Source organism: Arthrobacter sp. 35W, assembly GCF_000482545.1.
GTDB lineage: Bacteria > Actinomycetota > Actinomycetes > Actinomycetales > Micrococcaceae > Specibacter.
Map to the genome: position 1 here is coordinate 517,484 of NZ_KI519455.1, position 24,828 is coordinate 542,311.

General features: G+C 68.1%; 21 protein-coding genes. 5 read left to right on the top strand and 16 right to left on the bottom strand.

The window, feature by feature from the left end; all coding sequences use genetic code 11:
- Positions 1–5 precede the first annotated feature (5 nt).
- From K254_RS0114530 to K254_RS0114540, 3 genes are all read right to left on the bottom strand, one after another.
- On the bottom strand, positions 6–629 hold the full coding sequence (locus K254_RS0114530; protein ID WP_155848589.1) for a hypothetical protein: 624 nt from the start codon (positions 627–629) through the stop codon (positions 6–8).
- A 173-nt stretch (positions 630–802) separates the two neighbouring features.
- Entirely contained in the window at positions 803–1,537 is a 735-nt protein-coding gene (locus K254_RS0114535) for an ArsR/SmtB family transcription factor (RefSeq protein ID WP_026555984.1), read from the bottom strand.
- A gap of 112 nt (positions 1,538–1,649) precedes the next feature.
- Positions 1,650–2,861, bottom strand: a complete 1,212-nt coding sequence (locus K254_RS0114540; protein WP_026555985.1) for an acetoin utilization protein AcuC — start codon at positions 2,859–2,861, stop codon at positions 1,650–1,652.
- Between the two features lie 142 nt (positions 2,862–3,003).
- Between K254_RS0114540 and K254_RS0114545 the strand changes: the two genes are divergently transcribed.
- From K254_RS0114545 to K254_RS0114565, 5 genes are all read left to right on the top strand, one after another.
- Positions 3,004–4,416: a TrkH family potassium uptake protein gene (locus K254_RS0114545; protein WP_051389245.1), complete on the top strand. Its 1,413-nt coding sequence runs from the start codon at positions 3,004–3,006 to the stop codon at positions 4,414–4,416.
- Positions 4,417–4,456: 40 nt separating this feature from the next.
- Positions 4,457–5,095 carry an NAD-binding protein gene (locus K254_RS0114550; RefSeq protein ID WP_026555987.1) on the top strand — a complete coding sequence of 213 codons (639 nt, stop codon included), beginning with the start codon at positions 4,457–4,459 and terminating at the stop codon, positions 5,093–5,095.
- A gap of 94 nt (positions 5,096–5,189) precedes the next feature.
- Positions 5,190–5,699: a methylated-DNA--[protein]-cysteine S-methyltransferase gene (locus K254_RS0114555; protein WP_026555988.1), complete on the top strand. Its 510-nt coding sequence runs from the start codon at positions 5,190–5,192 to the stop codon at positions 5,697–5,699.
- Positions 5,699–6,196, top strand: a complete 498-nt coding sequence (locus tag K254_RS0114560) for an RNA polymerase sigma factor (protein WP_035750235.1) — start codon at positions 5,699–5,701, stop codon at positions 6,194–6,196. The genes K254_RS0114555 and K254_RS0114560 overlap by 1 nt, the downstream gene beginning before the upstream one ends.
- Positions 6,193–6,831 (top strand): methylated-DNA--[protein]-cysteine S-methyltransferase, encoded by a 639-nt coding sequence (locus tag K254_RS0114565; protein ID WP_081710158.1) that lies wholly within the window; start codon positions 6,193–6,195, stop codon positions 6,829–6,831. Before K254_RS0114560 ends, K254_RS0114565 begins: the two co-directional genes overlap by 4 nt.
- Before the next feature lie 102 nt (positions 6,832–6,933).
- On the opposite strand, the gene proC is transcribed toward K254_RS0114565, so the two are convergent.
- The 13 genes from proC to K254_RS0114630 form a co-directional block, all read right to left on the bottom strand.
- Positions 6,934–7,770 (bottom strand): pyrroline-5-carboxylate reductase, encoded by an 837-nt coding sequence (proC, locus tag K254_RS0114570; protein WP_026555991.1) that lies wholly within the window; start codon positions 7,768–7,770, stop codon positions 6,934–6,936.
- 574 nt (positions 7,771–8,344) lie between these two features.
- Entirely contained in the window at positions 8,345–9,163 is an 819-nt protein-coding gene (locus K254_RS0114575; protein WP_026555992.1) for a sugar phosphate isomerase/epimerase family protein, read from the bottom strand.
- A gap of 5 nt (positions 9,164–9,168) precedes the next feature.
- Positions 9,169–10,158, bottom strand: coding sequence for a Ppx/GppA phosphatase family protein (locus tag K254_RS0114580; RefSeq protein ID WP_026555993.1), 990 nt, complete (start codon positions 10,156–10,158; stop codon positions 9,169–9,171).
- Between the two features lie 130 nt (positions 10,159–10,288).
- The gene (locus tag K254_RS24880) at positions 10,289–13,702 is read right to left on the bottom strand and encodes a family 20 glycosylhydrolase (protein ID WP_196810971.1); all 3,414 of its coding nucleotides are present in this window, start codon (positions 13,700–13,702) and stop codon (positions 10,289–10,291) included.
- A 298-nt stretch (positions 13,703–14,000) separates the two neighbouring features.
- Positions 14,001–16,763, bottom strand: coding sequence for a type I DNA topoisomerase (gene topA / locus K254_RS0114590; protein ID WP_026555994.1), 2,763 nt, complete (start codon positions 16,761–16,763; stop codon positions 14,001–14,003).
- 123 nt (positions 16,764–16,886) lie between these two features.
- A complete protein-coding gene (locus K254_RS23395; RefSeq protein WP_051389247.1) occupies positions 16,887–17,480 on the bottom strand; it encodes an ArsR/SmtB family transcription factor in 594 nt (197 codons plus the stop codon).
- A gap of 55 nt (positions 17,481–17,535) precedes the next feature.
- A complete protein-coding gene (locus tag K254_RS0114600; RefSeq protein WP_026555995.1) occupies positions 17,536–19,206 on the bottom strand; it encodes a DUF7059 domain-containing protein in 1,671 nt (556 codons plus the stop codon).
- A gap of 99 nt (positions 19,207–19,305) precedes the next feature.
- Positions 19,306–19,887, bottom strand: a complete 582-nt coding sequence (locus K254_RS0114605) for a cysteine hydrolase family protein (RefSeq protein WP_026555996.1) — start codon at positions 19,885–19,887, stop codon at positions 19,306–19,308.
- Positions 19,884–21,350, bottom strand: a complete 1,467-nt coding sequence (locus K254_RS0114610; protein ID WP_026555997.1) for a purine-cytosine permease family protein — start codon at positions 21,348–21,350, stop codon at positions 19,884–19,886. Before K254_RS0114610 ends, K254_RS0114605 begins: the two co-directional genes overlap by 4 nt.
- 202 nt (positions 21,351–21,552) lie before the next feature.
- On the bottom strand, positions 21,553–22,227 hold the full coding sequence (locus K254_RS0114615) for a GntR family transcriptional regulator (protein WP_026555998.1): 675 nt from the start codon (positions 22,225–22,227) through the stop codon (positions 21,553–21,555).
- Between the two features lie 161 nt (positions 22,228–22,388).
- Positions 22,389–22,589, bottom strand: a complete 201-nt coding sequence (locus tag K254_RS0114620; RefSeq protein WP_026555999.1) for a tautomerase family protein — start codon at positions 22,587–22,589, stop codon at positions 22,389–22,391.
- Positions 22,590–22,591: 2 nt separating this feature from the next.
- Complete coding sequence (locus tag K254_RS0114625; RefSeq protein WP_026556000.1) at positions 22,592–24,079, bottom strand: aldehyde dehydrogenase; 1,488 nt, start codon at positions 24,077–24,079, stop codon at positions 22,592–22,594.
- Positions 24,069–24,821, bottom strand: coding sequence for an alpha/beta fold hydrolase (locus K254_RS0114630; RefSeq protein WP_026556001.1), 753 nt, complete (start codon positions 24,819–24,821; stop codon positions 24,069–24,071). Before K254_RS0114630 ends, K254_RS0114625 begins: the two co-directional genes overlap by 11 nt.
- Positions 24,822–24,828: the final 7 nt, after the last annotated feature.

Consider the following 24,828-nt stretch of genomic DNA (forward strand, 5'->3'; position numbering starts at 1 on the left):
AGGGATCAGTCCGGCTGGGGAATCTCCACGTAACAAATGCGCCCTCCCGTGGCGGGCAGCAGCCGGTGCCGCCAGTGGATGCCGCCCGCCGCAACGGGGCGGTACAGATGCCCGAAGGGATCCCGGACCAGCGTTCCGCCACGAAGACGGCGGGCCGCCAGCAGGGCGCCGACGTCGTTGATCGTCGCGGGCTGTTCCGTCCGGCCGTCGGCCTCCACGGTCCACGGGGCCGGCAGCGGTTTCGTGGCATCTTCGAGCCACAGGGTCTCGAAGATTGCCTCCAGCAGGGCCCCGCTGGTGGAAGGGAGGAGGCGCTTGAGGGGGTGCACACGCACGCTGCGGTGCTGGGCAGCAGACCACGCCCGGCGCAGCCACTGGCCGTCCAGCGGCGCCACCGCCGGCCCCAGCACCAATCGACGATCCGCGTCGAGCCGCAGCGCGAAGGTGCGGCCGGCCCGGTCGAGAATGCAGGCAGCCTCGGCGGGGTATTCAAACTCCACCAGCAGGACTTGGGCGCTGGGGTGGAGGGAAAAGCCTCCGGCGTCGTCCACCGCCACCAATCCCCCAGTGGCCGCTGCGCGGTCCACAGGGTCCTGCGCGGTGCCGGCGCTGCGAATCGTGCCGTCCATGGTGCCGTGCGCTCCTGCCCGGATTCGGCCGCAGTCCGGATGGCTGCGGCGTCCCCTGCTTCCATGGGACCACCGCAGGCGGCCCGTGGCGCCGGTCTTGACGGGAATCATGCGCGCCGGGGTGGATCCTTGACGGAATCCGTACGCGCCGGCCCCATCCCCGCCGGGGGGTGCTACTCCTTGCGGCGGCCGAACTTGGGCTTGGGCAGATTGGCGAGCAGATCTGCGGCCTTGTTCGCGGCCCGGCCCACGCTGCGCCCGATCTGCGCCGGCATGGAAGCCTCCCCCTCGGTGCTGCGGGCGGCGGCAGGCGCCATGCTGCGCTCGACGGGACGGCCCACGGCGGTTCCGGTTCCTGTGCCAGCACCAGCACCTGGCCGCGTGCCGTTGGGACCGCCGGCCGCTGCCGGGTGGACGCCGGCCTCAAGCATGGCCGCTGCGGCGGAGACACCGGCGCGTGCCGGCTCCTGCGGCTGTGCCGGTGCAGGTGCCTGCGCCGAGGCAGCCGCGGTGGCTGCCTGGGGGCGCTCGACGGCGGGGCGCTGGGCGGTGCGGGCGTCGCGGCGCTCGGGCACCACGGTGGTCTGGATGTGGGCTGCGTCGAGCCCCTGCGGATCGGACTGCTGCGCCGGTGCGGCATCCATGCCCGGCGCGCCAATCTCGGCCAGCCAGCCGACGACGGCGGCCAGCGGCGCCGGGTTCAGGCTGTAGAAACGCTTCTGGCCCTCGGCCCGCATGGTGACCAGCGTGGCCTCGCGGAGTACGCGCAGATGCTTGGAGACGGTGGGTTGGCTGGCCTCCAGCTCCTCCACCAGCTGTCCTACGGACTTGTCTCCGCCGCGAAGGGCTGCAAGGATCTCTCGCCGGGTTGATTCCGCCACCACGGAGAATACATCGTCAGTCACCATGCCCTAACCCTAGCGACATATGCGCTTGGCGGCATCCATTGCCGCCGGTGCGTCCGCCAACTTCCGCCGGGCTGTGCCCAGGCGGGGTGTGGAACGGAAAGTGCCGGCCCAGTCAGTCGAACCAGGGGTCCAGCCCGTGCAGCGGGAAGATCTCCCTGCGCGTGGCCATCACTGTCCTGTCCACCGGGTCGTTCGGGTTGTAGCCCACCTCCCAGGAGCGCCACCACGTGTCGGCGTCCTCGCCCATCAGCAGCGGGGCCACCGCGCCGTAGTGCTCAAGGACGTAGCTGCGCCACGACGGCGGCACCTCGGTGCGCAGCGGCACGGGTGTTCCGGTGGCAATGGCCATCAGATGGCTCCAGACCCGCGGCACCACGGAGGTGGTGTTGTAGCCGCCGCCTCCGGTGGCAATCCAGCGGCCCCCGCAGTGCCGGGCGGCCAGCGAGGCGATGGTCAGTGCTGCCTCGCGCTGGGCGTCCACGCTGGTGTTCAGGTGGGCCAGCTCATCGTCGCGGTGGGAGTCGCAGCCGTGCTGGCTGAGAATCACCTCCGGTTCGAAGGCGGCCACCAATTGGGGCACGACGGCGTGGAAGGCCCGCAGCCAGCCCGCGTCTCCCGTGCGGGCCGGCAGGGCGACGTTCACGGCACTGCCGACGGCGTCGGGCCCGCCCGTCTCGTTGGCAAAGCCGGTCCCGGGAAACAGGCTCAGCCCGCTCTCATGCAGCGAGATGGTCAGCACGCGTGGATCGTTCCAGAAGATGGACTGGGTGCCGTCGCCGTGGTGGGCGTCGATGTCGATGTAGGCCACGCGCCGCACGCCACCCTCCAGCAACCGCGCAACGGCCAGGGCGGCGTCGTTGTAGATGCAAAAGCCGCTGGCCTTCTCCCGGTGGGCATGGTGCATGCCGCCGGAAAAGTTCACCGACCGCACCGCCGAGCCGTCCAGCACGGCCTCCACCGCCATCAGGGAGCCGCCGGCGATCCTGGCGCTGGCCTCGTGCATGCCGGCAAAGGCTGGGTCGTCCTCGGTGCCCAGCCCGTGGGCCGGGTCCGTGAGCGTGGGGTTCTGGCCAACGCGGCGCACGGCAGCGATGTATTCCAGGCTGTGCACCCGTGCCAGCTGCTCATCGGCGGCGACCTCCGGGGCAAGCATCCGCACCTGGGGGCGGTCGAAGATGCCCAGATCGTTGGCCAGCCGGGCCGTCAGCTCCAGCCGGGCCGGGGTCATCGGGTGCCCCGGGCCAAAGTTGTAGGCGGTCAGCGCCGGATCCCACACCAGGGCGGTGGGAACGGCGGCCGGGCCGGAACTGGCGAAGGATGACATCCACCACAGGCTATCTAATCCAAGCTCTCCATGCCGCACCGCAGCGCATCGGCGAGGAAAAGTGGTTAACTACTCAGCAGGGCCAAAATCGGCCCAACATAGTCCCCGCCGTTCCCGGTGGGCGAGGAGGTGCCGGCGCGCAATGGCGACCAAACAGGAGCAGCTCCTGCACATCTCCGACAAATCCCCCGTTCTGCGCTTCGTCACCACCGTCCGCGACTTCGTGGACCGGGTGGCCAACAGCTCCCCCGCACGGCTGGCCTTGATTGTTTTTGCCCTGGTCATCCTGCTGTTCACTTCCCTGCTGTCGCTGCCCATCGCGGCCGCCAACGGGCAGGTGACGCCGTTCCACGACGCCCTTTTTACGGCCGTCTCGGCGGTGTGTGTCACGGGTCTGACCACCGTGTCCACGGCCCTGCACTGGACGTTCTTTGGCCAGCTGGTGATCCTCATTGGCATCTTTGTCGGCGGTTTGGGCATCCTGACGCTGGCCTCGCTGATGTCCCTGATGGTCAGCAAGCGCCTGGGTGTGCGCGGAAAGCTGATTGCCCAGGAGGCCATGAACGCCGGTCGGCTGGGCGAGGTGGGTACGCTGCTGCGGATCGTGATCAGCACCTCCGTGGCCGCCGAAGTGGTGCTGGCGCTGGTTCTGGCTCCGCGCTTCATCATCCTGGGCGAGCCGGTTCCACTGGCCATCTGGCATGCGGTCTTCTACTCAATCTCTTCCTTCAACAACGCCGGTTTCACCCCGCATTCGGATGGCGTAGTGCCGTACGAGACCGATCTGTGGATCCTCGTGCCGCTGATGGTGGGCGGCTTCGTCGGCAGCCTGGGCTTCCCGGTGATGATGGTGCTGCTGGCCACCGGCTTCAATGTGAAACGGTGGACGTTGCACGCCAAACTGACGGTGCAGGTCTCCCTGATGCTGCTGGGCGCCGGGGCCGTGCTGTGGGCGGCGATGGAGTGGACCAACCCCCAAACCATTGGCTATATGAGCGTGGGCGACAAGATCACCCACTCCATTTTTGCCTCGGTCATGACCCGGTCCCTGGGCTTCAATCTGGTGGACATGAACGCCATGAACTCCCCCACCATGCTGCTCACCGATGCCCTGATGTTTGCCGGCGGCGGCTCGGCCTCCACGGCCGGCGGCATCAAGGTGACAACGCTGGCAGTGATGTTCCTGGCCATTGTGGCCGAGGCCCGCGGCGACAGCGATGTGAAGATCTACGGCCGCACCATCCCGCAGGGCACCATGCGCGTGGCCATCTCGGTGATCATGATGGGCGCCACCTTCGTTCTGGTGGCGACGGGGCTGTTGCTGGGCATCAGCGGGGCCAGCCTGGACCGCGTGCTCTTTGAAACCATCTCCGCCTTCGCCACGGTGGGCCTGAGCACCGGCCTCAGCGCCGAGCTGCCGCCGTCGGGCGTCTACGTCTTGTCAGTCCTCATGTTCGCCGGCCGCGTCGGCAGCATCACCCTGGCCGCGGCCCTTGCCCTGCGCCAACGCCGCCAGCTGTACCACTACCCCGAAGAGAGGCCGATCATTGGCTGAGAAGTCCAGCTCCAACAACCGCCCGCCGCACAATGCCCCCGTGCTGGTCATCGGTCTGGGCCGTTTCGGCTCGGCCACCGCGGACCAGCTGGTCAAGCAGGGCCGCGAGGTCCTGGCCATCGAGCGCGACCCCGCCCTGGTGCAGAAGTGGGCCGGAACCCTGACCCATGTGGTGGAGGCAGACGCCACGAACATCGATGCACTGCGCCAGCTGGGCGCACAGGACTTCAGTTCCGCCGTCGTCGGCGTGGGCACCTCCATCGAATCCAGCGTGCTCATCACCGTGAACCTGGTGGATCTGGGCATCGAGCACCTCTGGGTCAAGGCCATCACCCAGTCGCACGGCAAGATCCTCACCCGCATCGGCGCCAACCACGTGATCTATCCGGAGGCCGACGCCGGTGTCCGTGCGGCCCACCTGGTGGGCGGGCGGATGCTGGACTTCATCGAGTTCGACGACGATTTTGCGATCGTGAAGATGCACCCGCCCAAGGAAACCCAGGGCTTCACGCTGGCCGAGTCCAAGGTCCGCAGCAAGTACGGCATCACCGTGGTGGGCGTGAAGTCTCCGGGCGAGGACTTCACCTACGCCCAGCCGGACACCAAGGTTTCCAGCCGCGACATGCTGATCGTCTCCGGACATGTGGATCTGCTGGAGCGCTTCGCCGCCCGGCCGTAGCTGGACGCAGGATCTCACGAAACACCGCTGCGGATCGTCTACCCAGTGTTGAAGCCTTCGGAAACCCCCAAGGCCGGCATGGAAGGAGCGGACCATGAGGACGCACGCCCTGATTGACTCGCCGTTGGGTGTCTTGACCGCCGTGGCCGACGACGGCGCCCTGTGCGGGGTGTACATGGAGAGCCACAAGCGGCTCCCGGGCCCGGAAACCATGGGTGCGCTGGTCCAGGCAGCCACCGACCCGCTGTTCGCCGCTACGGCCCAGCAGCTGGGCGAGTACTTTGCCCACGACCGGCGCGCCTTTGACCTGCCGCTGGCCCCGGTGGGCAACGCCTTCCAGCACAAGGTCTGGGAGCAGCTGCGGCTGATCCCCTACGGCGAATTGCGCAGCTACGGGGACATCGCCCGGATTTTGGGCGACAGGTCCCTGGCCCAGGCGGTGGGCTCGGCCAACGGCCGCAACCCGATCAGCATCATCGTCCCCTGCCACCGGGTGGTGGGTGCCGATGGCTCGCTGGTGGGCTACGCCGGCGGGCTGGCGCGCAAGGAGTTTCTGCTGGAGCTGGAAAACCCCGCGCGCGGGCACGCCGAGGCCCTGTTCTGATGGTGCCCTCGCCGGGTCGGGTTCCGTTCGAGGTGCTGGTGGAGCACCACGGCGCGGCCATGCTGCGGCTCTGCCGAGCCCTGGTGGGCTTCCAGGAGGCCGAGGACGTGTGGCAGGAGACCTTTCTGGCCGCCCTGCGCGCCTATCCGGAGCTTGACGACGGCGCCAACACCGAGGCGTGGCTGGCCACGATTGCGAAGCACAAGGCCACCGACCACCACCGCCGCGGCGCCCGGCTGCCGGCCCCCATGCCCGAGCTGCCGGAGGCCGCGGACCCGGGTTCCGCCGTCGGGCTTCCCCTTGAGGCGGCGGAGCTGTGGACGCTGGTGGCCACGCTGCCGCCCAAACAGCGCGCAGCCATTGGCTACCACTACCTCGCCGGGCTGCCCTTCGCCAGGATCGGCGAGCTGTTGGGCAATACAGAGGCCGCCGCGCGCCGGGCCGCCGCCGACGGCATGAAGACACTGCGCGCCCGCACGAATGGAGACTTGCCATGACCACCACCCACACACCGGAATTTCCGACGCTGGCGGCCCTCGGCTCGCCGGAGGCGCTGGCCTTCGACGACGACGCGGTGGGGCGCCTGTCGCGGTCCCTGTCCGCCGCCGCCGAGGCCGAGGGGTTGGTGGATGTTGCCTACCGCAGCGTGGACACCCCCGTGGGGCCGCTGCTGCTGGCCGCCACGGCGGCCGGGCTGGTCCGGGTGGCGTACGCCGTGGAGGACCACGGCGCCGTGCTGGAGCTGCTGGCGAAGACCATCAGCCCGCGGGTGCTCAAGGCGCCGAAGCGGCTGGACACGGTGGCCCGCGAGCTGGAGGAGTACTTTGCCGGCACGCGCCGGGTCTTCGACGTGCCCTTGGACTTCCGGCTCGCCACCGGGTTCCGGCTCAATGTGCTGGCCGCGCTGCCACGCATTGGCTACGGCCACACGGCCAGCTATGCGGCAGTGGCGGAGCTGGCCGGCAACCCCCGGGCCATGCGGGCCGTGGGGACTGCCTGCGCCAAAAACCCGCTGCCTGTGGTGGTGCCGTGCCACCGCGTGGTGCGCAGCGACGGCAGCCAGGGCGGCTACCTGGGCGGCGCGGTGGCAAAGAGCCTGCTGCTGGCCCTGGAGGCCGGCACACGGGGCTGACCGGACCGTTCTGCGGAAAGTTGCGGAGCAACCTCTGCGCAGGACCGCTTATGCGCAGAGGTTGGGTCCGAACTTTGCGCAGAACGTCGCGGTCTTGCCGTGCTACTGAGCGGACAGCTCCGCGGTGATGGCGGCGGCCCGGGCGGCGGCGGCCTGCGCGCCGGCGCTGACGATGCCGGGCAGACCCTGCGCGTCAAAGGTGGCGATGGCCTGCTCGGTGGTGCCGTTGGGGCTGGTGACGCCCCGGCGCAGGGCCGTTGGATCGGCGCCCGGCTCGGCCAGCATCAGGCCGGCACCGGCGACGGTTTCCCTCGCCAGCACGGCGGCAATGGCGTCGGAAAGTCCAAAGTCGCGGGCCGCAGCGGCCATGGCCTCCGCAAGGTAGAACGCGTAGGCCGGGCCCGAACCGCTGATGGCCGAGACGGCGTCCTGCTGCTCCTCGGGGATGTCCAGCACCACGCCGGAGCCGTCGAACACCTGGTGTGCGGCGGCCAGGTGCTCAACTGTGGCGGACGTGCCGGCGGAGAGGGCCACCACGCCGCGGCCCACCTTCAACGGCGTGTTCGGCATGGAGCGGACCACCGGCTGGCCTGCGGGCAGCACTGCCTCCATCTGGGCGATCGACACCGCGGCGGCCACGGAGACCACCACCGTGCCCGGACGCAGCGAGGGGGCGATCTCCCGGCACAATGCTGCAATGCCCACTGGCTTCACTCCCAGCACGACAACGTCGGCAGCAACCACCGCCTCGGCGTTGGCCGTGGGCTCCTCATTGGAGGAGATCACCGTAATGCCGTGCCGTGCTGCCAGCTCTTCGGCCCGTTCAATGCGGCGCACGGTGGCGACGACGGTGGAGGGGTGCGTGCCGGCGGCCAAGAGGCCGGAGAGGATGGCCTCGCCCATGGAGCCGCAGCCAAGGAATGCAATTCTGTTCGTCATGCCTCCATCCTTCCACCAACGCGGTGGTTGTGACGGTGCACGACGAATGAAGAAGTGCGGTGATTGCCAGAGTTTTCCCAGCCTTGGCCAAGCCTTTGCCCAGAGAGGGGTCCTAGAGTCATAGGTACCTCATAAAGGTGCGAGTGATGAAGTCCAAGAGCCGGTCCGCCGGGTTTTGGACTCCGCGTCGAAGGCGGCCTCCAGCAATTCCCCCCAGTTGCTGGAGGCGGCCTTCGACGCATTCTCTTTTTAACGTGACAATCACACCGTTTCGGGGCTGGTTTCGGACCATTTTCGATTAACGGTAAACATCCAGCCAACGCCCGGCTTGTTCCCAAGGTGGCTCTCTAGAGTCTTAACTACCTCATAAGGGTGCGAGTGATGATCGGGTTGGGCCCGTCCTGGGGACCAACCAAATCGCCGGACAGCTGCCAGGGTTTCCCCCCATCCCCTGGCTGGCTATCCGGCGATTTCGCATTTAATGCCGATTTTCCCCTGCCTGCCCAACTGAGTGACAGTTATCGCACGATTTCCGGCGAGAATCGTGCGATAACTGTCACTCAGTTGGGTGGGCTCAGTCGACGGGGTGCTCGTCCTGGCCAAGATGCTTGCGGGCAAAGGCCAGGGTCTCCGCGAGCCACTCCTCGCGCTCTCCGGCGCCCTTGGCCTTACGCGTGGAAATCTCGGCCACCACGACGCCGTCGAACGCGTTCTCGCGCAGCAGGGCCAGAACCTCGGCGCATTCCTGGTCGCCATGGCCGGGAATCAGATGGTCGTCGCGGCCGGAGCCGGTGCCGTCGGTCAGGTGCACGTGCCGCAGCCGGCTGCCCAGGGCCTTGGCGGCCTCCAGCGAGCTGACGTCGGCCGTCGCGGCGTGGGAGAAGTCCCACGTGACGTGTTCGTAGTCCTGGCGCACGGGGTCCCAGTGCGGCAGGTAGGCCAGCGCCTCACGTCCCCGGACCCGCCAGGGGTACATGTTCTCCACGGCAATCTGGATGCCGAAGGCGTCGGCGATGTCGCGCACCCCGTGGGCAAAGGTCTCCGCGTAGCCGTTCTGCCAGCGGAACGGCGGGTGGACGACGACGACCTCGGCCCCGACGTCGACGGCCATCTGGGCCGAGCGTTGGATCTTGTTCCAGGCACTGCCCCAGACCTGCTGGGTCAGCAGCAGCGTGGGGGCATGGATGGCCATGATGGGCTTGTGGTAGCGCTCGCTCAACTGCATCAGCGCCTTGGAATCCTGGCTGGTGGCGTTGTGGGTGACCAGGATTTCCATCCCGTCATAGCCCAGATCGCTGGCCACGGCGAAGCCGTCGTGCACCGTCAGCGGATAGACGGAGGCGGTGGACAGCGCAACAGGGATGTGATTCCCCTGCCCCTGGGAGCCAGCCATGTCCGCTACGCCATCCGTGCAGCGGCGGGGCCGGCCGTCACGTGGGCCGGCGGATCCAGCGGGCCATCGAAGACCAGCTGGTCCAGCCGGCGCAGGATCAGACCCTCGCGGAGGGCCCAGGGGCTGATCTGCAGGCTGGGCACCTTGAAAATCTGCAGGGCGGCCTCGGCCACCAGGGCCGCGGCCAGCATTTGGCGCGCGCGGGCCTCGGAGACGCCCGGCAGGTACAACCTGTCCGCTGCCGACATGGCCGTGAGCCGCTGGCTCCACAGGCCCAGATCCGAAAGGTGCAGCTCGCGCTTGACGTAGGAGCCCATGGAGCTCGGGGCGGCACCGGTGATGCGGGCCAGGGCGCGGAAGGATTTGGAGGAACCCGTGACCAGATTCGGCGCGCCCAGCTTGGCAATCTCCGCGGCGGGGCCCTTCATGGTGGCCTTGATGTGCTTGCGCAGTTCCTTGACGCTCTTCGCGGTGGGCGGGTCCTCCGGCAGCCACTCGCGCGTCAACCGGCCGGCGCCCAGTGGCACGGAGTGGGCGACCTGCGGAAGTTCGTCATGGCCCTGGGCCATTTCGAAGGAACCGCCGCCGATGTCCAGGTTGAGGATGGAGCCGGCGCCCCAGCCGTGCCAGCGGCGCACGGCGAAGAAGGTCATGGCCGCTTCCTCCTCGCCGGTGAGCTCGGTCAAGGTGATGGTGGTTTCGCGCTGCACCCGCTCCAGAACCGCTGCACCGTTGGTGGATTCACGGATGGCCGAGGTGCAGAAGGCCAGCAGGTCCTTGGCCTTGTGTTTGGCGGCGAACTCCCACGCCTGCAGGATGAAATCAATGAGCTCCTGCTGGCCGGCGTCATCGATGTTGCCCTCGGCGTCCAGATGCTGCACCAGGCTCAGCGGCCGTTTGAAACTGGCGTAGGCCACGGGCTGGGCGCCGGGGTGGGCATCCACCAGCAGCAGGTGGACGGTGTTGGAGCCGATGTCGAGCACGCCAAGTCGCATGTGCCCATTATTGCGCGTCCCGGCACCCGGACACACCGAAGGCCACCCAATCCGGGGCAACATTTGAAATGTTGCGCCGGGCGGGTGGCCTCCAGTGCATCGCATCCGGCGGTTGGGACCGCCGGTGCCGCTAGTGGCGCTGGCCCATGCGCCGGCGGCTGGCGGCAACCACCAGGGAGCCGGCCATCACCAGCAGCAGGGCGCCGCCCCAGAGCCAGGTATTGGCGGATCCGGTGGAGGCCAGATCGTTCCCTTCGGCGGCGGGGGCCGCGGCCACGGTGAACGAGGCCTCCAGCACGCGCCCGGAGGTTTCGCCGGCGAGCCGGACCACGTGGGCGCCCAGCTCAAAGCCGGCCGGGACGGTCCAGGTGAAGGACACATTGCCGTTGGCATCGGCCACAACCGTGCCCAGCTCCACCACCGTGCTGTGGACGCTTCCGCTGACGTTCTCGCCCGGCAGGAAGCCGGTGCCGGTGAACGTGATGGTTTGTCCCTGGGCAGCATCGGCCGCGACCACTGTGCCGGCACCGGCCGTGGTGGTGTTGGACGTGCCGGTGTTGGACGTCTCCGTGGGGAGCGGATCCACAAACACCGGAGCCGACGTCGTTGCGGCGGACGTCTCGGCGGGCGCCGAGGTGGTGGCCGGGGCACTCGTTGTAGCCGGAGCGCTTGTGGTGGCCGGTGCCGACGTCGTGGCGGGCGCCGAGGTGGTGGCCGGAGCCGACGTCGTCGCGGTCTGGACATCTGTGGAATCCACCGAAAGTTCGGCGATGGTGGTCCACGGGTTGCCGCCTTGCTCGGAGAGCGCCTTGATCGTCACATAGCGGCCCTTGGCCGGGGTGGCCAGGGCAATCGACTGCAGCGTGGCGACGTTGGCGAAGGTGCCCTCGGCCGCCTTGGTGCCAACCACCGTGGGGCTGTTGCCGACGTAGATCTCATACCCCTTGATGCGGCCATTGGCAGCGCCGGAACCGGTGCCGGTGCGGGGCAGCTGGTTGACGGCGCAGATGCTCTGCTCCTTGCCGAGGTCCACGGTGATGCTGTGGGGCATGGGCGCATTGGACGGGGACCAGGCGGTCCCCCAGAACGTTGCCGGGTTGCCGTCAATGGCGTTGATGGCAGGCGTGCGCTCGTCGGCGTTGTTCTGTTCACTGTCGAAGGCCGTCACAGCCGTGGGGCGCAGCGCCGCCAGGGAGCAGCTCAGCTGCGCGGTGGAGGCCAGGCTGGTGCTGACCAGGCTGGTGCCACCTGCCGTGTACGCCGCCGAGGCGGTCAGTGCCACCGGCCCCGCCGTCGCATTGGCCGGCGGTGTCAGCGTGAAGCTGGCGCTCTTGGTGGAACCGGCGGGCACGGTGCCCAGCGGCGCCGAGGCCGGAGCCAGCGTCCAGCCGGCCGGGACCTGCGGTGTCACGACGACGTTGGTGATGTCCGCTGCCGTGCGGTTGTCCACGGCGACGCTGACGGCGGTGGCCGCCCCGGCCAGGACCTTGGCCGGAGCCGTGACGGCCGTGGAAACCTCGCCCGTCAGGGAGAAGACGCCCGCGGCGCGGACATCCGCTGTCTCCTGGGTGAGGGCACCGGTGCCATTGACGCTCAAGGGCAGCTGGGTGATGGCGTTGCGCAGCACATAGCCGCCGTCGACCTTGAGGACCTCCCACTTCTGCAGGTTGCTGGCACTGCCGTTGCCGGCCACGCAGTCCACCAGTGTTGGCGCCAGATCCTGCTGCATCGGGGCCTGCAGCCACAGCTTGCCGCCGGTCATGACGAGGCACTTGTTGCCGGTGCCGGTGATCTTGTAGTAGTTGTCGCCCGTCGCCGCCAGCGTCCAGATGTCCTTGGCGCCGGAGGCCAGTACGACGGCGGTGCCGCTGGCGTTCAGGGATTTGCCGTTGATGCCGATCGACCAGCCGCCATCGCCCACGGGGGTGCGGTCATAGCTGCTGTAGCCGGGCGCACGGCCCAGTTTCGTGGCCAGGGCGGCGAAGGCCGGGTAGTCGGCCGTGGGCCGCTGGCCGCCCCAGGTGGTCTGGGCCAGGAAGCGCATGGTGGTGAAGATCTGCTCCTCCACCATGGCCTCGGTGGCGGCAGGCGTGTTGTCCGGCCAGGCCGAGAGTTTGGCGCCGAGGATCCTGCCCTTGCCGGGGACATCGTTCACCGGCACACTGCTGCCGTCAAAGAGGCTCGGCGTCCAGTTGTTGTTCCACAGGCTTTGGAGGTTCACGTTGTAGTTGCCGGGGCGGTTGAAGTACAGCTGCTGGGCGGAATTCTGCACATCGTGGCCGGCATTGAGCAGAGCCTGGGGCGTGGGGCCGGAGTTCACCCAGTGCTCCACCACGATGTCCTTGTCCAGCGGGATGGTGCTGGCGGTGGGTACGCCGTCGTTCCAGATGCGCAGCGTCTTGCCCTGCGCCTTCACGTGCGCGTTGACCCTGTTCATGAACCAGATGAAGACGTCGCCCGGGCCGGAGCCGGCGGGGAAGATCTCCGGGTGGGCTGCCACAAAGGCGGCAAACTGCGGGTAGTTCGCGTAGCTGTCGCCCATCATGTATTCGTCGCCGCCCATGTGCCAGTACGGGGTGTCGAAGACTGAGGCGTACTCGTCGGCCAGGCCTGTGACCATGTCAAAGGCGGCGGGCTGGGTGATGTCCAGCTGCTCCACCTTCTTCACGCCGTTCTTGTTGACCAGCTGGAGCTCAGGGTAGTCCTCCAGCCACGGGCGCATGTGCCCGGGAGAGTTGACCTCCACGATGAGCTCGATGTGGTACTTCTTGGCCCAGCCGGAGATCTGCCGGGCCTCGTCCTTGGTGTAGTAGGCCCAGAAGTTGGCGCGGGTGTACTCGTCGCTGACGACCTTGGTCTCCAGCCAGAGCTGGTTGAGCTTGTTGTACGCCATATCCTTCATGGTGCGTTCCAGCGACTCCATGGAGATGGTCACCTGGCAGGCGCACAGGCCCACGCCGCGCTCGACGTAGCGCGGGACGTCGATGGAGGTCCCCGCCTTGATGGCGTTGCCCTGGCCCAGCAGCTGGACGAGGGTCTGCGTGCCGTAGAACGCGCCGGTGTCCGTGGCGCCGGTGACCTTGAGGGTGGACCCGACGGAGAGCTCGTAGCCCTCGGCGCCCAGTGCCGTCGAACGTGTGGGGTCGACTGCCACTTCAATGTCGCCCGCCGTGGCTCCGGCGGTGCCCGTGGCGACGGTGCGGCCCAGCACCTCCCCGAGCTGCGCGGCGAGGTCGGTGGCCAGGGTGGTCTTGGCGCTGGAGATCTTCGCGGAGGCGCCCAGCGTGAACTCACCGGCCGCCGGGGTCCAGTTGGACAGGCCGGGGATGGTCTGCGGTGCACCGGCAGGGGTGGACGGCACGACGCCGGCCGGGGCCGTGACGGCGAGCGTCGCCGGGGCGGCCAGCACCGGGGAGGGGGCCGCACTGGCCCCGGGAAGCGATATTGCTGTGGAGGCCAGGGCGATGGCTGATGCGGACAGGGCCGCAACAATCATGCGGTGGCCGCGGCGGTGGTGTTGAGAGGAATTGCCAGGACTCTTCATATCTCCCCGATGGACAGGTGCGGGCGGATGCGGACGGCATGGCGGCAGCAGGGCCGCCAGACGGTGCACCTGTGATCTGGACCACGAAATTGTGCACTGTCCGGCCCAGCATAGGGGTTCCATTGAGCGAATGACAATATGTTACCGATAGCAAAGAACAAACTCTCACATAATCAACCAAATAATAGAGATGGGTGTTCGAAATTGCCGAGAGGGCCGACCGGGGGCGGCACCACGGTAGGCCTTAAACGCCACGAGCCCCGCCACCCGTGTGGGCGGCGGGGCTCGTGGATCGCAGCTACTTCTTGGCGGGAACCTTGCGCTTGGCAGGGGCCTTCGCGGGTGCCTTGGCGGTCCGCTTGACCGGTCCGCGCTCGCGCTTGTCGGCCAGCAGTTCCACGGCCTTCTCGCGCGTCAGTTCCTCCAGGGAGGTGTCGCGCGGCACGGTGATGTTGGTGACGCCGTCGGTGATGTACGGGCCGAAGCGGCCCTCCTTCACCACGATGTTCTTCCCCGACACCGGGTCCTCGCCGAACTCGGCCAGCGGGGCCACAGCGGCGCGGGCGCCGCGCTGCTTGGGCTGGGAGTAGATCGCCAGGGCATCCTCGAGGGTGATCGTGAAGATCTCCTCCTCCGAGCCGATGGAGCGGGAGTCGGTGCCCTTCTTCAGGTACGGCCCAAAGCGGCCGTTCTGCACGGTGATCTCGTTGCCCTCTGCATCGGCGCCCAGAACTCGCGGCAGGCTCATCAGAGCCAGCGCCTCATCCAAGGAAACCGTTTCCACGGTCATGGACTTGAACAGCGATCCGGTGCGCGGCTTGGCCTTGACGGGCTTCTTCGGCGGCTTCGGCTTGCCGTTCTTGTAGTACTCCACGGGCGCGTTGGCGAGGTCCTCCGCCGTCGGCTCCGGAATGACCTCTGTGACGTAGGCACCGTAGCGGCCGTTCTTGGCCACCACGGAATGGCCGGTGGCCGGGTCGACGCCCAGCACGCGCTCTTCGGGCGCGGCCGTCTCCATGAGCTCACGCGCCTTGGCGGGGGTCAGTTCATCCGGTGCCAGGTCCTCGGGGACGTTGGCGCGGGCGGACTCGATGATCTCCCCGGTCTTGGGGTCAAGGGTGGGGACTGTGCTTTCCAGGTACGGGCCGAACTTGCCCACCCGCAGCACCAGGGTGTCGGTGATCGGCACGGAGTTGATCTCCCGCGCGTCGATCTCGCCGAGGTTGTTCACAATGCTCAGCAGGCCGGCGTCGTGGTCGGAACCGAAGTAGAACTTCTTGAGCCAGTTGGCGCCCACCTCCTCGCCCTTGGCAATGCGGTCCAGGCCCGTCTCCATGCCGGCGGTGAACTTGTAGTCCACGTAGTCGGTGAAGTGCTGCTCCAGCAACCGGATGACGGAGAACGCCACCCAGCTGGGCACCAGGGCCGAGCCCTGCTTGCGGACGTAGCCGCGGTCCATGATGGTGGACAGCGTGGAGGCGTAGGTGGACGGGCGGCCGATCTCCCGCTCCTCCATCTCCTTGGTCAGCGAGGCTTCGGTGAAGCGCGGCGGCGGGGAGGTCTCGTGCCCGTTGGCCGTGACATCGGCGGCGCGCAGCGCGTCCTTTTCCTTGACGTTGGGCAGGCGGCGGTCGCCGTCGGAATCGCCATTGTCGCGGGCCTCGTCCTTGCCCTCCTCATAGGCGGCGAGGAAGCCGCGGAAGGTGATGACGGTGCCGGAGGCCGAGAACTCGGCATCTGTGCCGCCGTCGGCCCCGCCGACAGTCTGCGCGCCGAGGCGGATGGTCGCCGTCGAGCCCTTGGCATCGGACATCTGGGAGGCGACGGTGCGCTTCCAGATCAGCTCGTAGAGCTTGAACTCGTCGCCCTTGAGCGCGGAGGCCACCTGGGCCGGCGTGCGGAAGGAGTCACCGGCGGGGCGGATGGCCTCGTGGGCCTCCTGCGCATTGGAGCTCTTGTTGGCGTAGACGCGCTTGGCGGCCGGGATGTACTCGGCGCCGTACAGCTCCGAGGCCTGGCGGCGGGCGGCGTTGACTGCCTCATCGCTCAGCGCCGAGGAGTCGGTACGCATATAGGTGATGTAACCGTTTTCGTACAGCCGCTGGGCCACCTGCATGGTGGACTTGGAGGAGAAGCGCAGCTTGCGCCCGGCCTCCTGCTGGAGGGTCGACGTCGTAAACGGCGCGGCGGGGCGGCGGGTGTACGGCTTGTGCTCCATGGAGCGGACGGCGAAATCGGCGTTTTGCAGGCCGGCGGCCAGTGACGTGGCGGTGGCCTCGTCCAGGTGGGCCACGTTCTTGCCCACCAGCTCGCCGGCGTCGTTGAAGTCGCGGCCGGAGGCCACGCGGCGGCCGTCGACGGCGGCCAGCTTGGCGGTGAAGGCCTCGGTGGAATCCACCGGGGTGAAGGAGCCCAGCAGGTCCCAGTAGGAAGCGGACTTGAACGCCATGCGCTCACGCTCGCGCTCAACCACCATGCGGGTCACCACGGACTGCACACGGCCGGCGGACAAGCCGCGGGAGACCTTGCGCCACAGCACCGGGGAGATCTCGTAGCCGTAGAGGCGGTCCAGCACGCGGCGGGTTTCCTGCGCGTCAACCAGATCCGTGTCCAGTTCGCGCAGATTGCCCAGGGCGCGCTGGAGGGATTCCTTGGTGATTTCGGCAAAGGTCATGCGGTGCACGGGCACCTTGGGCTTGAGCACTTCCAGCAGGTGCCACGCGATGGCCTCGCCCTCGCGGTCCCCATCGGTTGCGAGGTAGAGTTCGTCGGCGTCCTTGAGCTGCGCCTTGAGCTCGGCCACCTTCTTCTTCTTGTCCGGAGACACCACGTAGTACGGCTTGAAGTCGTTTTCCAGGTCCACGGCAAACTTGCCGATGGGGCTCTTCTTCAGTTCCGCCGGCAGGTCCGAGGGCTGGGGCAGGTCACGGATGTGGCCGATGGAGGCCTCCACAACAAAGCCTTCCCCCAGATACTTGCCAATGGTCTTGCTCTTGGCGGGGGACTCGACGATGACAAGCTTTTTGCCTGTTTTTGGCTTGTTGGCTGCCTTGCTGGGCACAGTACTCCTACAGGGAAATGAAGATGGGCGAACGGCGCCCCCAAGTGCCTAGTTCACCATATTTTTACCCCGAACGCGCATTGAATAGGTAAATGGGGTGGCTGGCCGAAGTGTTTGACGCCGCTAAGGCGCCCCGGCCGCCGGGTCCGCATCGGGGGTCAATACGGTGGTCAGGTGCATCCGCTGCAGTCCCTGCGGTGGTGCCGCGCGGTGCAGGGCACCGTAGCGCTTCACGAGGGCTTCTAGCTCGGCGGCCAGCTCCTTGCCCTCCGCTTCGGTGAGCAGCAGCTGGGAGGTGGACACCACCAGGGTGGGCTTGCCGCCGTCGGCTGAGGCATCCACCTGGCGCAGGGCGGCCACCACCTTCTCCCGGGCGGCGTTGAGCGTGACGTCGATCAGCGCCGAGCTGACCAGATCGGACGCCGCGGCCAGTCCGCCCACGTTCAGGGTGTCCCCCGCCGCCTTCCAATGGCGCTCCCGGCCGTCCGGCCCGGTCTCGGCACGGACCACGTAGCCCCATTTTTCCAGGGCCCGCAGGTGGTAGCTCATGGCGCTGGGGGTCAGGCCGAAGCGGTGCGCAAGGGCCGTGGCCGTATGGCTGGCATCGGCAGCGAAAAGCTCCTCGATCACATCCAGACGCACCTTGTGGGCCAGTGCCCGGATGGCCAGCGGATCGGTGATGGTCACCGCCGTGTGTTGGTGCTCCCGGGCATTCATGGTCCCAGCATAGCCAGATCTGAAACAAGTGCTGAAGATTACCGGACAGGATCCCTCAGGCAGGCAGCAGGAAACCCTCCAGGACCAGGTTGCGCACATCCTCCAGCAGGTCATGGGCGAATCCGGCGTCATCGCGCTCCAGCAGCATGGCCAGGGCTCCGACAATCTGCCCGGCCGTGAGCTCGCCGTCGCTGGCGGACACAAAGCCGGCCAGCTCCGTGCTCAGCAGATTGGTCCGGCGCAGGCCCGCGCCCTGGCGCAGCAGGATGACGCCCGGGTGTTCGGCGCCGGGCTTCTGGTGCCGCTCCTCCGTGACGTCCTCGGCCACCACCAGGTACTCGCCGGCCAGCCCCTCGGAATCCGGGTCCAGGGCGCCAACCCAATCGGCGCGCTCCACGGCCGCGGCCAGATGCGGGCCCACGGGCTGCTCGATCGGGTAGAGGATCTCCTCGAAGCGGCGGATCGCCGCGCCGGCCTTCAGCGCCGACTCGGGGCGGCGCAGCCAGATGTAGCCGAAGCCGATCCCCGCCACATTGCGGGAGGCGAAATCGTCGAGGTAGTCGGCATAGGACTCCTCATAGTGGGCCGCATCCCGGGCCTCGGAGGCATCCTGCAGCCAGGTCTCGGCGTACTGGCCCGGCCCCACCATCTCGCGCTGGAGGAACCAGGCCTCGGTGCCATCGGCGAGCCACGACGCCGGGCGGGAGTGCCAAGCACTCGGTGCACCGTCCTGCGCAGCCGTTCCTTCGGCGGCAGCTGTCCCTTCGCCTGCGGCGTAGATTTCCCAGTTGCCGAGCATCTGGGCGGTGCCGCCGGGCGCCAGCACCGTGGGCAGCGTGCGCACCAGCGTGGCCACGATGTCATCGCCGGGCAGGCCGCCGTCGCGGTAGGTGAACTGGTCCGCGGCACCTTCGCCGCGGCGGCGCGGGGTGATGACGAACGGCGGGTTGGAGACGACGAGGTCGAATTCCTCCCCCGCCACGGGCTCCAGCAGGCTGCCCAGGCGCAGCGAAATCCGCGCATCGGGATTGGCCGGATCGAAATCCTCGGCCTTCAGGCCCAGCTCGGCGGCGTTGAGCAGCAGGTTGAAGCGGGTGAAGGCCAGGGCGCGCTCGGAAATGTCGGTGGCCACCACGATGCGGGCATGGTGGAGCAGGTGGAAGGTCTGGATGCCGCAGCCGGTGCCAAGATCCAGGGCCCGGTCCACGTGGCGGCGGATGGTGCCCTGGGCCAGCGTCAGCGAGGCCTGGCCGATGCCCAGCACGTGGTCCTTGCGCAGCACGCCGGGGCGCTGGTGCGCGGCGAGGTCGCTCGCCACCCAGAGGTCCGCACCGGCGGCGCCGTCGGCATCCGCCGGCCAGCCGTAGGGGCGCAGATCCACCGAGGCGCTCAGGGTGGCGCCCTGGTGGGCGTATTCCGCCAACCCCAGCTCCAGCAATCCGTCCACGCCGAGCGTGGGCAGGGCCGCCTCGATGGCGGCGTGGTCCACCGGCTGGGCCAGCAGCCACAGCTTGACGACGGTGGCCAGCGGTCCGCCGTCGTGCTTGAGCTTCAGCGACGCCGGCACCGTCTGGTCCCGGCCGAACGCGGCATAGGCCTCGGCCCCCAGGAGCGTCTCAACGCCGTCCACGGTGTAGTCCAGAGCGGACAGGTCGGCGGCGAGCGCACGCAGCAGCTCGGGATGGTCGCTGCGCGGGGCGTCGGGGATATGCGAGAAATCAGTCACCCATCAAGTCTAGGGCGGCCCCTCCCCCTCAACTGTGCGACAGCAGACGCTGTTCTGGGGCTCCAGAGCAGCGTCTACTGTCGCACAGTTGGTGAGGGGTCAGGCGGTGGCGGGCGCCTTGGCGGGGAGGGCTGCGAGCAGCTCCGCGCTGGTGGCGATCCGGACCATCGGGGAGAGCAGGTCCAGCAGGGCCAGGGTCTGCGCCTGGGCCTCGTCGCCCACTGCGGCGCAGCCATCGCTGACGACGGTGACGAAGCGCCCGGCGTCGACGGCGCCCAGCGCCGTGGAGAGGATGCAGCAGTCCGTGGCCACCCCGGTGAGCACCATCTCCCCACCGAGCGGGACCAGAGCCTCAAGCTCCGGGCCCCACTTGGAGAACGTGGGCTTGGTGACGATGGGGCTGCCGGCCGGCACGGCCATGGTGATCCCCCAGGCCGGGGCGTCGGCCGCCTGGCACATCTGGTGCCAGCGCCGGTAGTAGGCCTGCCACGCGCCGGGCTCCTCGGGGTCCGGGACGAAGCGGGTGAAGACGGCGGATCCCCCGATGCGCTCCTGCAGGGCCTCGATGGCCGGCACAATCTCGTCGTAGCGCGGCACGCACCACTGGCTGGCCGGATCGCGGAATCCGCGCTGCATGTCGATGACCACCAGGGTCTGCGGCCGGGCCGCCGGCGTGCTCACTGGGCGTCCCGGGCGGAGACGCTCAGGGCCTCAGCGGCGGCCTCGGTTGAACCCGTGCCGGTGGCGCCGGTTTCAAGGTGCACCAGCTTGGAGAGCGGGCGAAGCTTGTAGGTGGCCAGGTAGACGACGACGGCGATGGCGGCTGCCACGAACATGCTCAGGTCGCCCCACTCGGGGAACGCCGCGGCCACGGGTCCGGTGTACAGGGAGGAGACCCAGAACGGCACCGAGCCGACGACGCCGGCGGCCCAGGCCACGAAGCCCCACTCGAACTTGCGCGTCTTGTCAAAGAGCTGGGCCATGCCCTGGGCGCTCTGGCGCCCGCCGAGGTAGTAGTCGCAGATCAGGACCATCGCGAACGGTGCGATGAAGTAGGCCGTCAGGTTCAGGAAGACGGAGAAGCCCTCGTAGATGCCGTTCTGGCCCCACAGCGCCACCAGGTAGGAGGCCACGCAGATGAAGACGACGCCGGTGGTGCGCTTGACCGGCACGCCCATGGTCTGGATTGAAATGGCGCCGCCATAGACGTTCAGGAAGTTCTGCGAGAAAGAAGAGACGGCGATGGCCAGCAGTCCGGGGACGGCCCAGGGACCCATCAGCTCGTTCAGGGCCGCGATCGGGTCGGACGTGGTGGCGGTGCCGGCCAGCACGACGCCGACAATGCCCATCCAGGAGACGGTGGTGAAGTTGCCCAGCATGGTGAAGATGCCGGTGCGGCGGCGGATGGTGGGGGTGTCCGGGAGGTAGCGGGAGTAGTCGGAGGCGAACGGCAGCCAGGCGACCAGGAAGGCCAGGAAGTAGCCGAAGAAGGTGATCCAGCTGCCGGCGCCCATGAAGCCCTCGGCCTCGGGGTTGGCGGGCAGGCCAGTGCCGCCGCGGGTGACGGTGACGATGGTGATCATCACAAAGGCGAAGAAGAGCACGATGGCCAGGATGCGCTGCAGGAAGTGGATGAGGTTGTACCCGATGACGGCGACCAGCAGTTGCAGGAGCATCAGCACCAGGGCCGTGATCCAGAACGGAACGCCTGTGAGCTCGGCCAGGGCCTTGCCGCCAAGGATCACCGTCACGGCCGCCCAGCCGATGCCGGCGAAGACGTTGACATAGGCCACTGGGAAGAGGTTGCCGATGAAGCCCAGCGGTCCGCGGGCCTGCATCTGCTGCGGCACACCGAGGCGGACCCCCATCCGGGACATGATGCCCATGACGACGGAGCCGATGAGCGCGCCGGCCAGGATGGCAATCACGGCCTGGCCCATGGACAGTCCAAAGTAGGCGGCGCTGAAACCCAGCACGATGATGGGGAAGTTCATGCCTGCGGCAAACCAGATGAAGAACTGGGAGCTGGGCTTGCCGTGGCGCTCCACCTCGGGGATGTGCTCGACGCCGTACGGCTCCACCTTGGTGAGGCTGTCCCGGTAGCCCCGGTCCTCTGCGGTGCTTGACTCGTTGACACGGGCCATGGTCTTTGTCCTTTTCTGAAGAATTCCGGCAGCAGGGTGCCGCCCAGCGCCACGGCCACCGTCATTGGTGCCGCGTGGTGCCTATGGAATTGTGTCTGGGGGTGGTGCACCTGCGGCCGCGGGGCGGGGGCCCGTGGGATTGGCGGGGCCGCGGTGTGGAAGAAAAGCAGTGCGGTGGGGAGAAGGCCCCTAAAGGCGGGGCCTACGGGGCGGCGGGGACTGAGTCCGTCATGACCTCGCGGGCCGAAGAGACCACATGGTCCTTCATGGCCAGCTCGGCTCCGACGCCGTCCTTTTGGATGATCAGTTCCAGCACCCGCCGGTGTTCGGCGGTGGAGGTGGCAAGCCGGCCTGGGTGCCGGACGGAGCGGAGTACAAAGCGGTGGTAGGCCAGCTGGTTCATCAGCATCCGGTAGTGCTCGGCCAGCTTGCGGTTGTCGGAGCCTGCGACGATCGTCTCGTGGAAATCGTGCACCAGGCGGGCGTATGCATCGCTGTCATTGCGCTGCACCGCCAGTTCGGAGGCCTCTACATTTGCCCTCAGTGCCGCCAGCTCGGGGATGTCCCCGCGCCGCGCCATCAACCGGGCGGCCATGCCCTCCAGTGTTTCCTTGACCTCGAACATCTCGAGGATCTCCCGCCGTGTGATTTCGCGGACGAAGGTGCCTACCTTCGGACGGATCTCGACCAGGCCCTCGATCTGCAACTGCTTCAGGGCCTCACGGACGGGGGTGCGGCTGACATCGAAGTGTTCTGCCAGCCGGACTTCGGAGAGCGCCGCGCCAGGAGTGTATTCGCCGCCGAGGACCAGTTCGCGGATCCGGTCCAGCAGGGCAATCTCATTCAATGTGGTCTGCATCACGATGCTCTCTTGCATGGTAGTTATCGTATGGAGGGTTCTGCGGTGAAGTCAAGGAAAAATGCCATTTCGACCCCACCTTCTGCATTGCTACGCCAAGTTGCCGCAAATCCGGGGATCCAACGGTGCGGCCGGAGCCCAGGAACGCCACTCGAGGCCGCCCGACGTACCATGCAAGATCACTGGACCCGGGCATCCATCTCGGCCAGCGTGGCGTCCCCCTTGGCCCAGTGGGCCCGTGGGATCTCGCGCACGATCACCGTGATGTGCTCGGGTTTGGCATTGATGGTCCGCTCCACGGCGGCGTGGAGTTCAGAGACCAGGGCGCGGATCTGCTCCGGCGTCCGGCCTGCGGACACGGAGGCTTCAATCAGCGGCATGGTCAGCTTCTCATGATGAAGGGGTCCGCCACGGGCTCTTCATTGGTGTTGATCCACACACTCTTGAGCCGCGTGTATTCGCGCATGGTTTCTGTCCCATGCTCCACACCCACACCGCTGTTCTTGAAGCCCTGCCGCGGGGACATCGGCGACATCGCACGGTAGGTGTTGACCCAAATGGTGCCGGCCTCAAGCTTCGAGGCCATCCGGTGCGCCCGGGACAGGTTCTGCGTCCACAGGCCCGCCGCCAGGCCGTAGTCGGTGTCGTTGGCCAGCCGCAGCACCTCCTCCTCCGTCTCGAACGGCATGATCGCCGCCACCGGGCCAAAGATCTCCTCGCGGACCACGCGCATGCTGTTGTCCACATCGGTCAGCACGGTGGGCTCGTAGAAGAAGCCGCCCAGGCCGCCGTCGGACCTCCGTCCACCGGTGAGGACCCTGGCACCCTCGCTGACGCCGAGGTCCACATAGCCGGCCACCTTGTCGCGCTGGTCGGCAAAGGCCAGCGGCCCCAGCTCGGTGAGGTCATCGAGCGGATCGCCGATGACGATGCTCCGGGCCCGCTCGGTGACGCGTTCCAGCAGTTCGTCGTAGATGGATTTGTGCGCGAACACGCGGCTGCCGGCGATGCAGGTCTGGCCCGCGGCGGCAAAGATGCCCGCCACCACGCCCATGGAGGCGTTGGCGACGTCGGCGTCCCCGAACACAATGTTCGGCGACTTGCCGCCCAGCTCCAGCGTGGTGCCGATGAACCGCGAGGCGGCGCTGGCGGCGATCCGGGAGCCGGTGAGCGTGCTGCCGGTGAAGGAGATCTTGGCCAGCTTCGGGTGCTCCACCAGGGCCGCCCCGGCCTCGGCGCCAAAGCCCGTGACCACATTGACCACGCCCGGCGGGAAACCGGCCTCGGTGGCCAGCTCGGCCAGCCGCAGCACCGTGGCGGAGGTGTATTCGGAAGGCTTGATAACCATCGTGTTGCCGGCGGCCAGCGCGGGGGCCAGCTTGCTGGTGGTCAGCGTCAGCGGCGAATTCCACGGCGTAATCGCGCCCACCACGCCCAGCGGCTCGCGCATCGTGTAGTTGAGCACGCGCTTGTCCGAGGCCGGAATCACGTCGCCCTGGATCTTGTCCGCCAGGCCGGCGTAGTAATAGTAGTACTCCGGCAGCGTGGACAGCTGGGCCCGCATTTCGCGCAGCAGCTTGCCGTTGTCCAGCGTTTCCATCCGGGCCAGTTCCTCGGCATGTTCACCGATGAGGTCACCGAGGCGGCGCAGCAGGTGGCCGCGCTTGGTCTGGCTCAGATCCCGCCAGCGCGGATCCTCGAACGCCGCCTGGGAGGACTCCACGGCCTTGGCCACATCCTCGGCATTGCCGCGCGCCGCCGAGTACAGCACGGCCAAGGTGGCGGGGTTGGTGCTCTGGAAGTACTCCCCGGAGGACGGGGCAACCCACTGGGCACCGATGTAGTGCTGGTATGTCTGGTTATTCGCCATTGAATTCCTTGTCGATGAAGGTGGCCAGGGCCGCTGCGAATTCGCGCGGCCTCTCCACCGGAAGCATGTGCCGGGCGCCGGGGACGACGACGGCGGTGCAGCGCGGCAATGCGCGCGCCAGCCGGTGGGTCATCTCCGGGGTGGAACCTGGATCAAGTTCGCCCGTGATGGCCAGGGACGGCACTGTGACGGCACCCAGTTCCGGCTCGATCTGGGCATCCGCCGTGGCGAATACCCGGTAGCAGGCCAGATAGGAGCCCACATCGTTGGCCAGCAGGGTGGCCCCGGTGGCCGCGACCAGCGCCGGATCCACTGCCGGCACACCCGTGAGGGGATCCGCCGGGAACCAGCGCTGCAGCGACGCGGCAACGCTGGCGGGGAAATCGGCCTCCGCCGCCGCCAGCCGCCCCAGCACGGCGGTGCGTTCGGCCTCGGTGCGCTGGCAGACGGAGCTTACCGAGACCAGGCTGGCCACCAGTTCCGGCCGGTGCCGGGCCAGGTGCTGGGCCACGAGCGCGCCCAGGGAGAACCCGACAAGGTGCGATCCCGGCGCAATGGCGGCAGCGACGTCGTCGGCCATCTCAGCCAGCGTGATCCCATCCCGGGCCGCGGCGTTCGCCCCATGCCCGGGCAGGTCCAGCGCACGCACCTCGAAGGTGCCCGCCAGCAGCGCGGCCACGGGCCCCCACATGGTGCGGTCCAGACCCACACCGTGGAGCAGGACCAGCTTGGGTGCGCTCATGGCTGCC

What these genes read in the sequence shown, in the direction of transcription:
- K254_RS0114530 (WP_155848589.1), bottom strand. Translation starts at nt 629, where the DNA reads ATGGACGGCACGATTCGCAGCGCCGGCACCGCGCAGGACCCTGTGGAC.
- K254_RS0114535 (WP_026555984.1), bottom strand. Translation starts at nt 1,537, where the DNA reads ATGGTGACTGACGATGTATTCTCCGTGGTGGCGGAATCAACCCGGCGA.
- K254_RS0114540 (WP_026555985.1), bottom strand. Translation starts at nt 2,861, where the DNA reads ATGTCATCCTTCGCCAGTTCCGGCCCGGCCGCCGTTCCCACCGCCCTG.
- K254_RS0114545 (WP_051389245.1), top strand. Translation starts at nt 3,004, where the DNA reads ATGGCGACCAAACAGGAGCAGCTCCTGCACATCTCCGACAAATCCCCC.
- K254_RS0114555 (WP_026555988.1), top strand. Translation starts at nt 5,190, where the DNA reads ATGAGGACGCACGCCCTGATTGACTCGCCGTTGGGTGTCTTGACCGCC.
- K254_RS0114560 (WP_035750235.1), top strand. Translation starts at nt 5,699, where the DNA reads ATGGTGCCCTCGCCGGGTCGGGTTCCGTTCGAGGTGCTGGTGGAGCAC.
- K254_RS0114565 (WP_081710158.1), top strand. Translation starts at nt 6,193, where the DNA reads ATGACCACCACCCACACACCGGAATTTCCGACGCTGGCGGCCCTCGGC.
- proC (WP_026555991.1), bottom strand. Translation starts at nt 7,770, where the DNA reads ATGACGAACAGAATTGCATTCCTTGGCTGCGGCTCCATGGGCGAGGCC.
- K254_RS0114575 (WP_026555992.1), bottom strand. Translation starts at nt 9,163, where the DNA reads ATGGCTGGCTCCCAGGGGCAGGGGAATCACATCCCTGTTGCGCTGTCC.
- K254_RS0114580 (WP_026555993.1), bottom strand. Translation starts at nt 10,158, where the DNA reads ATGCGACTTGGCGTGCTCGACATCGGCTCCAACACCGTCCACCTGCTG.
- K254_RS24880 (WP_196810971.1), bottom strand. Translation starts at nt 13,702, where the DNA reads ATGAAGAGTCCTGGCAATTCCTCTCAACACCACCGCCGCGGCCACCGC.
- K254_RS23395 (WP_051389247.1), bottom strand. Translation starts at nt 17,480, where the DNA reads ATGAATGCCCGGGAGCACCAACACACGGCGGTGACCATCACCGATCCG.
- K254_RS0114610 (WP_026555997.1), bottom strand. Translation starts at nt 21,350, where the DNA reads ATGGCCCGTGTCAACGAGTCAAGCACCGCAGAGGACCGGGGCTACCGG.
- K254_RS0114615 (WP_026555998.1), bottom strand. Translation starts at nt 22,227, where the DNA reads ATGCAAGAGAGCATCGTGATGCAGACCACATTGAATGAGATTGCCCTG.
- K254_RS0114620 (WP_026555999.1), bottom strand. Translation starts at nt 22,589, where the DNA reads ATGCCGCTGATTGAAGCCTCCGTGTCCGCAGGCCGGACGCCGGAGCAG.
- K254_RS0114625 (WP_026556000.1), bottom strand. Translation starts at nt 24,079, where the DNA reads ATGGCGAATAACCAGACATACCAGCACTACATCGGTGCCCAGTGGGTT.
- K254_RS0114630 (WP_026556001.1), bottom strand. Translation starts at nt 24,821, where the DNA reads ATGAGCGCACCCAAGCTGGTCCTGCTCCACGGTGTGGGTCTGGACCGC.